At 62.2% G+C, this 12,410-nt stretch carries 13 protein-coding genes and 1 pseudogene; 4 read left to right on the top strand and 10 right to left on the bottom strand.

Annotated elements, in window-relative coordinates:
• Window positions 1–152 precede the first annotated feature (152 nt).
• From G3T14_RS21980 to G3T14_RS21965, 4 genes and pseudogenes are all read right to left on the bottom strand, one after another.
• A complete protein-coding gene (locus G3T14_RS21980; RefSeq protein ID WP_163644654.1) occupies window positions 153–1,889 on the bottom strand; it encodes a bifunctional protein-serine/threonine kinase/phosphatase in 1,737 nt (578 codons plus the stop codon).
• 62 nt (window positions 1,890–1,951) lie between these two features.
• The gene (locus tag G3T14_RS21975) at window positions 1,952–2,788 is read right to left on the bottom strand and encodes a formate/nitrite transporter family protein (protein WP_163644653.1); all 837 of its coding nucleotides are present in this window, start codon (window positions 2,786–2,788) and stop codon (window positions 1,952–1,954) included.
• 773 nt (window positions 2,789–3,561) lie between these two features.
• Window positions 3,562–3,950, bottom strand: a pseudogene (locus G3T14_RS21970) (transposase); the annotation flags it as partial.
• Between the two features lie 19 nt (window positions 3,951–3,969).
• The gene (locus G3T14_RS21965; RefSeq protein ID WP_281409847.1) at window positions 3,970–4,554 is read right to left on the bottom strand and encodes an IS630 family transposase; all 585 of its coding nucleotides are present in this window, start codon (window positions 4,552–4,554) and stop codon (window positions 3,970–3,972) included.
• A 262-nt stretch (window positions 4,555–4,816) separates the two neighbouring features.
• On the opposite strand from G3T14_RS21965, the gene G3T14_RS21960 reads away from it, so the two are divergent.
• Window positions 4,817–5,248 carry a hypothetical protein gene (locus G3T14_RS21960; RefSeq protein ID WP_163644651.1) on the top strand — a complete coding sequence of 144 codons (432 nt, stop codon included), beginning with the start codon at window positions 4,817–4,819 and terminating at the stop codon, window positions 5,246–5,248.
• Window positions 5,249–5,292: 44 nt separating this feature from the next.
• The gene (locus tag G3T14_RS21955) at window positions 5,293–6,978 is read left to right on the top strand and encodes a type IV secretory system conjugative DNA transfer family protein (RefSeq protein ID WP_163644650.1); all 1,686 of its coding nucleotides are present in this window, start codon (window positions 5,293–5,295) and stop codon (window positions 6,976–6,978) included.
• A gap of 38 nt (window positions 6,979–7,016) precedes the next feature.
• On the opposite strand, the gene G3T14_RS21950 is transcribed toward G3T14_RS21955, so the two are convergent.
• From G3T14_RS21950 to G3T14_RS21925, 6 genes are all read right to left on the bottom strand, one after another.
• A complete protein-coding gene (locus G3T14_RS21950) occupies window positions 7,017–7,598 on the bottom strand; it encodes a hypothetical protein (protein WP_163644649.1) in 582 nt (193 codons plus the stop codon).
• Entirely contained in the window at window positions 7,582–8,337 is a 756-nt protein-coding gene (locus G3T14_RS21945) for a hypothetical protein (RefSeq protein ID WP_163644648.1), read from the bottom strand. The genes G3T14_RS21950 and G3T14_RS21945 overlap by 17 nt, the downstream gene beginning before the upstream one ends.
• Before the next feature lie 532 nt (window positions 8,338–8,869).
• Window positions 8,870–9,745 (bottom strand): DDE-type integrase/transposase/recombinase, encoded by an 876-nt coding sequence (locus G3T14_RS21940; protein WP_163644647.1) that lies wholly within the window; start codon window positions 9,743–9,745, stop codon window positions 8,870–8,872.
• Window positions 9,746–10,004: 259 nt separating this feature from the next.
• On the bottom strand, window positions 10,005–10,328 hold the full coding sequence (locus G3T14_RS21935) for a hypothetical protein (RefSeq protein ID WP_163644646.1): 324 nt from the start codon (window positions 10,326–10,328) through the stop codon (window positions 10,005–10,007).
• A gap of 442 nt (window positions 10,329–10,770) precedes the next feature.
• Window positions 10,771–11,028, bottom strand: coding sequence for a hypothetical protein (locus G3T14_RS21930; RefSeq protein WP_163644645.1), 258 nt, complete (start codon window positions 11,026–11,028; stop codon window positions 10,771–10,773).
• Between the two features lie 19 nt (window positions 11,029–11,047).
• The gene (locus tag G3T14_RS21925) at window positions 11,048–11,557 is read right to left on the bottom strand and encodes a hypothetical protein (RefSeq protein ID WP_163644644.1); all 510 of its coding nucleotides are present in this window, start codon (window positions 11,555–11,557) and stop codon (window positions 11,048–11,050) included.
• Window positions 11,558–11,837: 280 nt separating this feature from the next.
• Between G3T14_RS21925 and G3T14_RS21920 the strand changes: the two genes are divergently transcribed.
• Window positions 11,838–12,116, top strand: a complete 279-nt coding sequence (locus tag G3T14_RS21920; protein WP_163644643.1) for a hypothetical protein — start codon at window positions 11,838–11,840, stop codon at window positions 12,114–12,116.
• Window positions 12,113–12,410, top strand: a 298-nt coding sequence (locus tag G3T14_RS21915) for a relaxase domain-containing protein (RefSeq protein ID WP_163644642.1), incomplete at its 3' end; no start/stop codon positions are given. The genes G3T14_RS21920 and G3T14_RS21915, both read left to right, overlap by 4 nt.

Raw genomic sequence — 12,410 nt, 5'->3', positions numbered from 1 at the left:
CGCCAACTTCTTCGCCGCCGCAGGATATGAACCAGATTAAACCGAAAACGCTCTAATGCAATGGGTCGCCACCTTTGGGTGTCACGGAGTCGGACCCGCGAAGGGGCGAGGCCTCGAGAGAGTGCCCCGACAGACCCGTCAGCCTTCGACGGTCAGTGCGCGCGGCTCACCAGCAAGACGACCACCGCGACGGCGAGCGCCAACGCGACCAGCTTCCAGAACAGGACGGGATCGCGCTCCAGAAGTGCTGCCGGCCGCTGGCCCGGCAACGACCCGTTCGCGGAGCGCAGATCCGCGACGAAGGCCGAGAGGGCGTCGTAGCGGAGCGCAGGGTTCGGATGCACGGCCTTGCGCAGGGCCGCGTCGACGTAAGCCGGCAAGTCGGAGCGCACGGCGGCGGCGGCGACGTAGTGCAGGCGCCGCCGGCGGGCCTCGGTGACGGCACGCGTCGCCTCCGCGCCGTAGGGGAGACGTGCGGTGAGCATCTGATAGGCGATGACGCCGACGGCGAAGATGTCCGAGCCCGGCGTCGCGGGATGGCCCGCCAGGCATTCCGGCGCGGCGTACTGAAGCGTTCCCAGCATCGGCTCGACCCCGATGCCATCCTCGGCAATCCCGGCGATGCGCGTCGCGCCGAAATCGATGATGCGCACGGTTCCGGCCGCGTCGATGAGAATGTTCTGGGGGCGCAGATCCCCATGCACCATTTCGCGCCGGTGAAACGCCTGCACGCCGCGGGCGATCTGCTCGACCGTGCGGCGCACCGCCTCGAGACTTGGCTTCGGGTTGTCACGCAGCCATTGCGCCAGGGTCTGGCCTTCGACGTAGTCCATCACCGTGTAGAGATGGCTGCGGGGCCGCGTCTGCGCCGGGGCCTTGAGCACGTGCGGGCTGTCGACGCGCCGGGCGATCCATTCCTCCATGACCATCCGGCGCAGGCCCGCGGGATCGCCGCACAGCTCGGTCGAGGGCATCTTGAGGGCGACCTGCGCCCCGGTCTCGAGATCGATGGCGAGATAGACGTGACTGCGGTCGCTCGCATGGAGGGTGCGCAGAACCCGGTAGCCGTCGAACAATGCGGGGGGATCGAGGAGCGGGGCCGGGGGCAAATCCTCGATCCGGCCCAGGAGTTCGGCGGGTTCGCCGTCCGGAAGCGCATCGATACGCACGATCTGCACGGTCAGGTTGTCGGCGCTGCCGTTGTCGTAGGCACGCCTGACGATCTCCTGTGCAGCCTGCGCGAGATCGTCGCCGTGCAGGGTCACCGCTGCGACCATGGCCTCGGGCCGCACGTGCTCGTGCACCCCGTCCGTCGCCAGGATGAAGACGTCGCCGCATTCGATCCCGACGCGATGATGATCGATCTCCACATGGGCCGCCGCGCCGAGCGCCCGGCCGAGATACGATTCGGTGGCGGACAGGACGACGCGGTGGTCCTCGGTGAGGTCTTCGAGCGAGCGCCCGACCACCCGCGCGATACGGGCATCGCCGACGTGGAAGATGTGAGCCGTCCGCGACTTGAGGACGAGGGCGCTGAAGGTGGTGACGTAGCCCCTGTCCCGGCCGGCCTCTGGATCGTGCAGGTGGCGGTTCCGGCGCGTCTCGGCGTGGAGCCAGGAATTGGTCGCGGCGATCACGCGTTGCGCCGACGTCTTCACCGACCAGGTGTCGGGGGTGTCGTAATAGTCGGCGAGGAAGCTCTTGACCGCCGTCTCACTGGCAATGTGACTGACGGGGCTGCTGCCGATTCCATCCGCGATGGCGACCACGGCCCCCTTGAGGGCCAGGGCCGGGCGTTCGGGGATGCAGGCCCCATGAAAATCCTGGTTGGTCTCCTTGCGACCGCGCTCGCTGTGCTGGCCGAGGGAGATCGTCAGGACTGAAGACATCAGGGGGCCTAGTGGGTCGGGCCTCGGCCTTGCGGCGAGAGGCCCGAACGGTCAAGCCGGAATCAGGCTGCGTGGCGACGCTCGATCCCAATCGCGTTCCGCTTCGGGGCGGTCCGGACGTGGGTGGTGTAGAGGGTCAGGCCGGTGAAGGCGAGACCGCCGACGAGATTGCCCAGCACGGTCGGGATCTCGTTCCAGAAGAAATAGTCGCCAATCGAGAAGTGGCCGCCCATGAGCAGACCGAACGGGAACAGGAACATGTTCACCACCGAGTGCTCGAAGGTCATGTAGAAGAACAGCATGATCGGCATCCACATGGCGATCACTTTGCCGCTGACGGTGGTCGAGATCATCGCGCCGACGACGCCGGTGGAGACCATCCAGTTGCACAGCATCCCGCGAATGAAGATCGTGAACCATCCGCCCACCCCGTGCGCGGCGTAGCCGACCGTGCGGCGCTCGGCGATGCCCGCGATGTAGGTACCGACCTGATCGGGCGGTGTGGTGAAGCCGAAGGTGAACACGAAGCCCATCATCAGGGCGACGGTGAGGGCGCCGAGAAAATTGCCGATGAAGACCAGGCCCCAGTTGCGCAGTACGCCGCTCCAGGTGACGCCAGCGCGGCCGTCGAGCAGGGCGAGCGGGGCCAGCACGAACACGCCGGTGAGAAGATCGAAGCCGAGCAGGTACAGCATGCAGAAGCCGACCGGGAACAACGCCGCCCCCAGGATGGGGATGCCCGTCTGCTGGTTGATGGTGACGGCGAAGACCGCGGCGAGCGCCAGGATGGCACCGGCCATGTAGGCACGGATGAGGGTGTCGCGGGTCGACATGAAGATCTTGGATTCGCCGGCGTCCACCATTTTGGTGACGAACTCCGCGGGCGCGAGATAGGCCATATTTTGTCCTTGCTGGTTCGAAGCTTCTGCAAGGCGCCGATTTCGTCGTGAACGATCCGGCACGCCACCACGCCGCGTTGCGTGGCTTGCATCAGGCGAGACGGGCAACGGGGTTGCCCAACACCTGTCGACCACCGGGAAGGCAAGATTCGAGCCTCTCGAGCGTCCCGCATTTTCGAGAATGGCGAATGGGCTGGCGACGCGTCGGGGCCGGTATGAACGCGAACCCGCTGGGTGATCGGCGCGACGTTCTTCAGATCGCGTGCAGCGCGCGCATGACCTTGTGGTCGCACCCGCCAGCGAGCGTGCCCCGTCCAGGGCTCCCTCGCGCGCCACCGGTCACCGAGTCGACGCAAAGATACCAGCGCCTGCGAAGCTGTCGGAGGTGATCGGGTTCAATCAGGCGCCACGGAAGCCGCCTGTGCCGGCCACCATGCAGCCGGGGACCACCGCCGACGCAGGTGTATCCGCTTTAATTTCCCCTGGGTTATCGCCTGCTCTGCCGACGAGAACTGGCTGGGGCGGGAGGATTCTGACCCAGCGGCCGCATACGCGCAACCCGCTGATTCGTAAGCAAAATCTCGGTCGCATCTGAGGAAGTGTTACGTCGATGTGCAACAGTTTGCAAGACCACCATCGCTACCCTGAAGGCCTGGATGGGCGGCATGCCCTTCGTTACGAAGAGCGTGGAAGGCATGAGAACCGAGGTGAGCCGTAGCGCTCGGTGAGGGGCCTTACGGGTCAGGCAGCCTGAGCGAGCCCCGTGAGCGGGACACGAGGGCGCGCCCGTCGGTGTCGACCAGGGCCTGATGCTCGCGGCCCTTGACCTTCTTTCCAGCGTCGTAGCCGCGCGGGCCGCCGCTCTCGGCGGTCTTCACGCTCTGGCTATCGAGCACGGCCGCCGTTGCCGAGGCCTCGCGACCGGCCCGCTCCCGGTCGGCCATGACCAGAGTGTGATTGATGCGCCCGAACAATTCTTCTCCCGCCAGCGGCTGAAGTCGCCGAACGTCGTGCTGCGCGGAGGGAGATCCTTTGGGATCAACCGCCACGCGATGCCGCCGCGTAGCACTGAGACGATCGCGTTCAGGACCTCCCGCATTGTCCAGATGAGCGGGCGACCACGCCAGGCAGGCTCTGGCATCAAAGGCGCGATCACCGCCCATTATACCAACCGGCATTGATCATAACCGATAGGCCCACTTGCGCAGTCCGATGGACATGATGAGCCAGGGTTGCGCGACGAAGCGTTTCCAGGCCTCACAGCACCGATCGAGGATGTCGTCGTAGGAGGTGAAGATCCGGTCGCCGAGCCAGTTGTCGCGCAGGAATTGCCAGACATTCTCGACCGGGTTGAGTTCCGGTGCGCAGGCCGGCAGCGTGAGCAGGGTGATGTTGTCGGGCACGACGAGGTCGTGGGCGATGTGCCATCCGGCGCCGTCGAGGATCAGCACGGCATGGGCGCCGGGATCGACGATGCGGCTGATCTCCTTGAGATGCTCGTATATGGCCGAGGTGTCGCATCGGGGCATGACGAGACCGGCGCCCTTGCCTTTCTCGGGGCAGATCGCCCCGAAGATGTAAGCATGGGCGGTCCGCTGGTCCTTGGGTGCCGAGGGCCGGCTTCCGCGGCGTGCCCAGCGACGCGGCAGGGTGTTCTTCTGGCGGACCCGAGCTTCGTCCTGCCAGCGGCTCCGTAGGTTCAGATCGCGCACCGGCACGAAGGCCCGGTTGGTCTCGGCCGCCCGGCGGGCCTTGGCCTCGACCATGTCGATGAGCGATGCGCGTCGTAACAGAACTTCGTACAAATTGAGCCCGTCGACGCAGAACTGATTGGTCTGGCGCCCGCGCGCGAATGCCTCCAGCCCGTCGCTGGTGAAGCCGGAATTGCTGACGAACAGCCCTCGCGCCCACGACGCTTTGCCCGAGACCTTCCCAGAATGTAGATTTATTAATATTGATATATTTATACGATCGATTTCTGTGCCTTACACTGCTACTTAGGTTTCTTAAAATTTGCAGGAGCAGTTCGTGGCGCAAGATTTTACTGGTAAGTTTGTAGTAGTCAATAAAGAATATGTACCGGATTTCGAGTTGACCAGAGAGCAAGCACTTAAACTAAGCGCCTACGGGCCAGTCTCAGTTGAGAATGGATTCGGAGGCGGAACATCCCGAGCATGCTGGAGCAATAGTGCTAATTTATGTCTCAATCACCCTAGATTTATGTACTGCGTTGGGTTTGCGTGTGGTGGAGATAACATTTACCAAGCCCATGCTTGGGTCAAAAATGGTAGCGATTACGCTGAAGCGAGCCCGCAGATCGGAAAACTACGTGAATATATTTTATGCTTTGAAATGACAAATACTGAGATGCAAGATTTAGTACGGAAAAATTCAAAATCAAATAAAACACCGCCTCCAGTATTAAATAATGAAGGTAAGCTCGTAATATTAGATCTATAAATAGATTGAATTCATAAAACCGGCGATAATATTGTAATGCGAAAATGATTCCTTTGTTTTGGCGCGGCGTGATCGTCGCCGTTCTCGCCGTCGTCAGCTTGGCCGTGTGGTATCCAGCGGCCTTCATCGTGCAGCACGGCTTTGATGCGAGCGCATGGGATGACAACCTGCGGCTGCCTGAGGAATGGTTCCGCGATCTGTCCCGTTGGCAGATCCTGCCTTGCCTCGGCGTCTATCTCGCGATGATCGAGGGCAAGCAGCTCGCCTTTGCCGATGGCGGCACCACGGCCATCGTTACGCTCGCCGTGGCCGTGATTGGCGGCGGGGCCTACTTCATCCTGGGTGCCCCGACCCCCGGCCTGCGCGATGCCCGCAGCGTGCTCGGTCGCGCGCGGTTCGCCAACGCGGCCGAGCGTGCGACCATGAAGATCGGGCTGGAGCTCGGTCTCGATCCGACCAGCGGCAAGCCGGTGCGGGTCCAGGTTGAGGGCAACCTCGTGTCAATCGCGCCGCCACGGACTGGCAAGACCTCAGGTCTTATCATCAACAACCTCGCTATGCCGCCCGACGCGGGCGTCTGGGACGGGCCGGCCGTGATCGTCGATCCCAAGGGCGAGATCTACCGGGCGGTCGCCGCACGCCGGCGCAAGCTCGGCCGGGTGGTCCGCTGCATCGACCCATTCGGCATCGTCGCCGGGCGTGATCGCTGGAACCCGCTCGCCACTCTCAACCCTGACGATACGCTCTACCTGCAGCATCTCGCCCGTCAGCTCCTGCCCGGCAGCGCAACGGCCAGCGAGAGCAGCCAGTTCTTCCGCAACCGTGCCAGTACCCTGTTCCTTGGTGCAGCCCTCGCGGCGATCCGCTCGGGCCAGCGGACGCCGCTGGCCGCGGCGGGCTTCCTCAAGGACCTTCCGGCACTCAAGGCCGCCCTGGGGGATTCTGACGATCTCGCCAGCCGGGCGGTGCGCGCGTTCATCGACAGCGAAGCCAAGAGCAAGGAGGACGTTGCCTCGACCGCGGAGCAGGCCTTCGATTGGCTGCTCGACGCGCGCATGCAGCACCTGACCCAGGATCCGACCTTCGAACTGCGTGAACTCCTGTCCGGCGACACCGACCTGTTCATCGTTGTGCCGTCCGAGGCGACCGAGATCATCGCAGGCTTCCTGCGCTGGTTGCTTGCCGACCTCTTCGCGGCCGCGCGCCGTCATCCGGACCCGAAGCGCCGCCGCATCCTGTGCCTCGTCGACGAGGCGGCGCAGCTCGGCCGCTTCGATGCCATTGTCAAGGCGGCCGGCGAACTGCCTGGGCACGGCGTGAGCCTGTGGACGTTTTGGCAGAGCCGGCAGCAGATGCTCGACGTCTACGGCGAAGCCGGAGCCGGCACCCTGATGGACACGGCCGAGATCGTCACCGTATCGGATCTACCCGCCATCTCGGTCGACGAGCGCGAGCGCTTCTCGCGCATACTCGGCCGCTATACGGCTCGACTGCCTTCCACCAGCCAAGCGAAGGGAGAGAAGGACCGGAGCTCGACCTCTGAGGCGCTCCAGGGGGTCTCACTGGAGGACGAGACCGGCGAGGATATTCTCGCCGCCGACAGTCTAGTGGTGTTCGCCAACAGCCGGCGCTACACGCGCCATCCGATCCGCCTGCGCAAGACCCGGTCGTTCGACGACGCCCGCTTTGCCGGTCTGCTAAAGGGCATCGCGCCCGTCGGGCGGTCCTGAGCTCACCTGGCAGAGAGCACCGTGCCGTGCGGTGCCCTCTACCGATCGGCTTCCAGACATCTCTTCCTGACGGTCGCGGTCTCGTAGCCACTCAGGTGCGCCCATAATGCAATCGTGACGGCCTCGTCGCCCTGCCACCGCACCACGACCCGTGAGTTTTGCGACAGTGATCGCTGCCGCGTCGTGCCGTCCGACCGCGTGAGCACCAGATTGCGGCAGAGCCCGCTCATCCGTGCCCCGCGGCCGGTATGTGCCCAGGCGAAGCCGAAGGTCGTCACGATCGACCCGCCGACGAGGACGGTGATCGCGAGACTGAACGGGTTGGGGCGCCAACGGGCGAACGCGACCTGGACGCGGTCGAACGGACTGCGCCGCTTGCGTGGCGGTTCGGTGGGGGATTCTGGCGCCAGCGAGACCCCGACATGCTCGCGCAGCGTCCGCCGGTCGACGCGCGTCAGGATCGGATCGTCGAGGGCGGCCAGACGCTCGGCCGGGGTCGGCGCCGCAAGCGCCGCGGCGAGCCGGTCGGCGCGGGCCTTCCGCAGGCGCGCGCCTGATCGGCGAACCGCCGCTGCGGCCTCTGCCAGGGCGCCTTCGAGCCGCTCAAGCCTTGTCGGCATCGATCAGCCACCGGGCTGCGGGCTCCACGGCCTTCATCGCCGCGAGCCGGAAGCCGTCAAGCGAAGCGCGGGTGCGGATCGCCATAGCGACGTCCGGCTCGGCCCCGTCCTTGGCCAGGTGCTTGGCCAAGGCGTCCTCGTCGAGCTGCGGGATCAGCGCCAGACCGAGCGGAGCGATCACCGGCAGCGCTTTCGTCGGGAAGCTGTACTTTGCCAGGGTGGTGACCGCGGTGGCCCCCTTGGTCAGCTCCTTGACCTCGCTGGCGTTGGGCTCGCCGTGGAGGTGATTGACCATTAGAAAGCGTGCGGTTGCCCAGCCCTTCGTCACCGCGGTGATTGCTCGGCCGGTGGCGTAGGCGTCGTCCTTGTGCGCCACGACGACGAGAACCCCGAGCTTCTTTTCGCGCCGGGCAAAGGCCGGGGCCATTTGGGCGAGTGCCTCCAGGAAGGCGATGCCGCCATTGGCACCGATGTCGACGATCGCCGGCACGGGCTCGGTCAGCAGCTTGTTCAGCACCGGATCGTATTCGGCGATGGCTGCCTCGCCGCCGGTCTCGTCGAGGCGCTTGCGCTCGGTCCGGATCGCGAAGTGGCGAACCCGCTCGCCGAGTTCGACGAGGTGCCGGCTCGATTCGACCTCGTAGACCGGTGCGTCCGGTACGCACTCGGCCAGCGCTCGCGTCACGGTCGACTTGCCGATCGCGCTGGTGTCCTGCGCGACGAGGAGGATGCGGCTCATGGGGGATCCTTCTTTAACAGCTTTTGCACCGCGGCCAGCGCCGAGCGGCGGATGGGTAGTGTCTCAGTTTGAAATTTTGTGATCTAGCGAATTGGTAAGTGCGAGGGTTTAGATGTCCTCAAGAGGGCTTGCAAGAAAAGTAAGTGCCAATTCTAAAAGGAACGCTGCCGAGTGGCCAAAAAGAAGCCTCGCGACGGATGTCTTTGAAGTCATAAAAGCTAATAGTATCATTCCGTCTTGAGCAAACTCGATTTCCTTCGGAAGGATCACACATATATGTTAGCTGTATTCCCTCATCAAAAGTCATAATAATTTTTGCATTATCTATCACAATCATTGTAGTCGAGAACGTGTCAAGAGGTAATTCTTTGAGTTCTTTGTTAATATACATTTCTTGAGCGTTCTGTTTACATTTAAATATCAACGTTTCAGATTTTACCTGCGGGCAAGCTATCATAGCGGCTAGAACGATGCAGAATCTAGCAAAATGCAAAATTCAACTCCCTAAGTATGCTTTGGCACAAACTGAGCATTACGTGTTCTTTTTATAATGCCCGCGCTTTGTGGCGAGTGGCGCCGCAGCGTCTACAAGCGCCGCAACATCTTCCATGCTCCAAAGCCGATCAGACACGCCAGCAGCCATAGCCGGGCTCACTCGCAGCTTCTTATGCATCCGAACAAAGTTGTAGAAAGTGAAGTAGAGCGCCAGAGCGTGATGGTGGTTCTCGATCTTTTTCGAGAAGCCATTTGTCAGCCGGGTGAACCGGCGCATTTGCATCCGCATTGTGAGGTTCTGGCGCTCCACGTAAGACGTAGAAACATGCGCCTCATCGGGCGAGCCGGTGACAGTGGTCTTCTTAATCCCGGTGCATTCGGCGGGGCTGTAGCGCCCCGTGACGCCACTAGGGGCGGCGCCGTAGAGCTTCACGAGCATGGCGTAGTCCACGTCGGCTCCGAACGCGCCCTCGACGGCCTCAAGATAGGCTTTGTGCCCATCGGTGGTGAGTTGAACACGCTTCGTCAGACGGCCCGCTAGATCGCCCATGAAGGCATCGGCGTACTCGGCATCACGTCCGCCCACGAGGTAGGACACGATGAGCTTGCTGTCGGCATCTATAGCCGTCCAGGTCCACACGTCGCCAGCGCCTTCGGGAGCCGCTTTTGCCGTCGCGACGTTCTTCGCCTTGGCGTAGCAGAATGACCAAATCTCGTCGCACTGGATACGCTCGGCGGCGACACCACGGACGTACTCGTCGTGATGCGCGGCGCAAGCCTTTCCAGCGTCCATGAGAAGTTTGCTGACAGTGTTGATGCTCACATCGGCGACACGAGATATCGACCGAAGGGACGACCCCTCGCAGAGCATGTTCAAAATCTGGACGCGCTTTGCGAGGGGAAGCTTGTTCATGCCCCTCTTATAACTCAGCTATCCGTGATAGCGAGCATTTTTTTCAGTTTGAATCGGACTCAATGATCGTGACGCCAGTTGAGCCTAGCTGAACGGCATCGGACACCTCATCCAACCAAACTCTTGGATCATTGTTATCAACCCACGTTCTACCCTTTGGTCCTCGATACCAAGCGCCCGTTGGCTCCGTAGACACAAGGTCATAACCAAACATAGGAAGATGCGGAATGTTAGTACTTGGAATAGAGAACCAGGGCATTCAGCATCCAGCAGCTTCAAGTGTGCGATCAGAGTTAAAAATAGCACCGAATGTGGGCAAGAAGCTTCTCTTCGGACTAACTTTCGTGACCGGGATTCCTCTCGGCGCGCTAGCTGGCTCTAGTGAAAGACCCTCAATTTCAACGTGATAGAAAGTCTTAACATAAGACTTAACTATACTATTTACTGCCTGTATTGTCTCCGCCTCTGTGGCGCAAGAAATACAAAAAGCAGGTTCTACCTCAGAAGAAGCTACAAACTTTCCTTCCGAGTCATTGCCGATAACTACTCTAAAACTTGAAAGTTTTCTTTCAATTTCGGTCATTTTCTTACTCCTACTTCCAGCGCGCGTTTGCAGCCTGCCGCGAGATATCAGCCCGGCGCTCCACGCTTAGTATTTCATTGCGGGCTTTGGCCCCCGCTTTGCCGCTTCGCATTCGACCAGGCACATCCATGCCTGTATCCTCAGCGTCAGCAGTTGCGATTTTTGCCACCATGACGGCGCAGCCGATCAAGTCGGCTGGTCGCTTCTGGCCTTGCGGTCCCGTCGGCATTCAGGCCTCCATGCATTCGGCGTACGGCGTACGCGCTAACAATCAGCAAATCGGTGTGGCCGTTCCGTTGTCAATATGACACTGCGCCTATTGACAAATCCAAAAAAATCTGGTATTGCGCTACGCTTTATATGAGCGTTACGCTCTACCAGCGTAGGCAGGCCATTCACCATATTTTTTGTATCTGATTGGTTAATTAGATCAGACGCTCGACTATTTGCTGACGTCTTCTCGCGTCGGATTTGGCAACCAACGCCCAGCCTCTACAAGCTGGCTCTGGATGTACGCATCGGGATTGCGCCCTTTGAGGATTTGCTTCTCGCGCCAATCACGTTGAAGGGCGCTCAAAAGATGCAGCCAGGGCGGCGACCCATCCGGGTCGACAATTTGATCAGTTTCCATGATGTCAAGCATACGCCAGCCGCGGGGATTGCGCGAGAAACGAGAACGCGAACCGCGCTCGACTGACATCAAATTTCAAACTGAGACACTACCGGCGGATGTCCTCGGCGGAGGGGAAGTCCGATTCCGTGTCACGGGTCTCACGCTGGGTAAGCTCGGGTGCGAGCGCCAGCGTGGTACGCTCCCGACCCAACTGGGTAACGGACGACGGAATGGGGATGGACGGCGGCGCTGCTGGCTCGCCCGCGTCGCTATGCACTACCGGACCGAGGTCGCTTCGGCGTACCCGAGCCTGGCCGGCTCTGGCATGCCGTTCGCGCTCGCGCCGTACGCTGGCCATCAGGGCGGTCAGCCGCCGCGCGGTGATCGGCTGCGCAGCATCGCCGGTCCCCTGTGTGACGCCCTGCGCGGCGAGCGCGGCGGCGATGTCGACCCAGCTCGCGCCATCACGATGAAGCGCCTCGAAGGCTACGAGGTGTTCGCGCACGATCGCCATGCTGCCGGTGACTGGACGTCCTCCCGGACCCTGGCCTTGCGGTCTCGCGGCTTGGCGACGCTTCAGGTCGCGGCGCAGACGGGAAAGGTCGAGAAAAGGCATGCCCGGGGATCTATCATCCCGGCCATGAAGCCTAGGTTAGGACGATACGCCGGAATGCAGCGGTGCCGACAAGAAGCTGGTAAGTACCACCAAGGGCCATGACCGACCACAAGATGCCCACGAAATAGACCACAGGAAGGCTACGAACTTAGGGGTATCACACCACACGCACTAAAGCTGCCGGACGTTAACCACGGCGTCGCCGGACGGCATCTGATGGTTGCCCAGCCCTTCCGAACCCGCCACGATCGGTGAGGACGACACCTCGACGGGATCACGCATGGCCGCCCCCCAGACCTTGACGATCAGCCTCGGCTCCGGTCTCGCCGACCGCCTCGCAGCCGCGACTAAGCAGTCGGGTCTGACCGCGTCCGATCTCGTGGTCCGAGCCCTAACCGATCACCTCGACGGCGTCACCGCCTACGGCAGGATCACCGACGAGGTGAACGCAGTGAAGGATCACCTCGCGACGCTCGCCGGCCTCGTCGGTGAGGCTCTGGCGGAGCCGCCCCCGGGGGCTGCGGAGGCGATCTGCCGATACAAGCCCGGTTCGGCATGACCGCCAGTCTGCATACCCTCGGCGGAGGCGCATCGGCTGGTGCCTATTATACTCAAGACCCCTACCGCGAGACTCAGAACCGGGACGAGTATTACGCCAAAGACGGCGGCGGCCGGTGGTGGACAAGAGGGGAAAGCGTGGTGCGCGATGGCGCGGCGGTCGATCTCGCCAGCTTCCGCGATCTCTGCGCCGGCCGCGATCCGAGAACGGGTCGCTCCCTCGTGCGTGGCGCCGGCGAAGGACATCGTGCCGGATGGGACGTGACTCTGACGAGCCCAAAAAGTTTTTCGCTGC

The organism is Methylobacterium sp. BTF04 (assembly GCF_010692745.1).
In the GTDB taxonomy this organism is placed as follows: domain Bacteria; phylum Pseudomonadota; class Alphaproteobacteria; order Rhizobiales; family Beijerinckiaceae; genus Methylobacterium.
The sequence above is the reverse complement of the archived record's forward strand: the minus strand, read 5'-3'. Positions and strand labels throughout refer to the sequence as shown.

What these genes read in the sequence shown, in the direction of transcription:
- G3T14_RS21980 (WP_163644654.1), bottom strand. Translation starts at nt 1,889, where the DNA reads ATGTCTTCAGTCCTGACGATCTCCCTCGGCCAGCACAGCGAGCGCGGT.
- G3T14_RS21975 (WP_163644653.1), bottom strand. Translation starts at nt 2,788, where the DNA reads ATGGCCTATCTCGCGCCCGCGGAGTTCGTCACCAAAATGGTGGACGCC.
- G3T14_RS21965 (WP_281409847.1), bottom strand. Translation starts at nt 4,554, where the DNA reads ATGGTCGAGGCCAAGGCCCGCCGGGCGGCCGAGACCAACCGGGCCTTC.
- G3T14_RS21955 (WP_163644650.1), top strand. Translation starts at nt 5,293, where the DNA reads ATGATTCCTTTGTTTTGGCGCGGCGTGATCGTCGCCGTTCTCGCCGTC.
- G3T14_RS21950 (WP_163644649.1), bottom strand. Translation starts at nt 7,598, where the DNA reads ATGCCGACAAGGCTTGAGCGGCTCGAAGGCGCCCTGGCAGAGGCCGCA.
- G3T14_RS21945 (WP_163644648.1), bottom strand. Translation starts at nt 8,337, where the DNA reads ATGAGCCGCATCCTCCTCGTCGCGCAGGACACCAGCGCGATCGGCAAG.
- G3T14_RS21940 (WP_163644647.1), bottom strand. Translation starts at nt 9,745, where the DNA reads ATGAACAAGCTTCCCCTCGCAAAGCGCGTCCAGATTTTGAACATGCTC.
- G3T14_RS21935 (WP_163644646.1), bottom strand. Translation starts at nt 10,328, where the DNA reads ATGACCGAAATTGAAAGAAAACTTTCAAGTTTTAGAGTAGTTATCGGC.
- G3T14_RS21930 (WP_163644645.1), bottom strand. Translation starts at nt 11,028, where the DNA reads ATGTCAGTCGAGCGCGGTTCGCGTTCTCGTTTCTCGCGCAATCCCCGC.
- G3T14_RS21925 (WP_163644644.1), bottom strand. Translation starts at nt 11,557, where the DNA reads ATGCCTTTTCTCGACCTTTCCCGTCTGCGCCGCGACCTGAAGCGTCGC.
- G3T14_RS21920 (WP_163644643.1), top strand. Translation starts at nt 11,838, where the DNA reads ATGGCCGCCCCCCAGACCTTGACGATCAGCCTCGGCTCCGGTCTCGCC.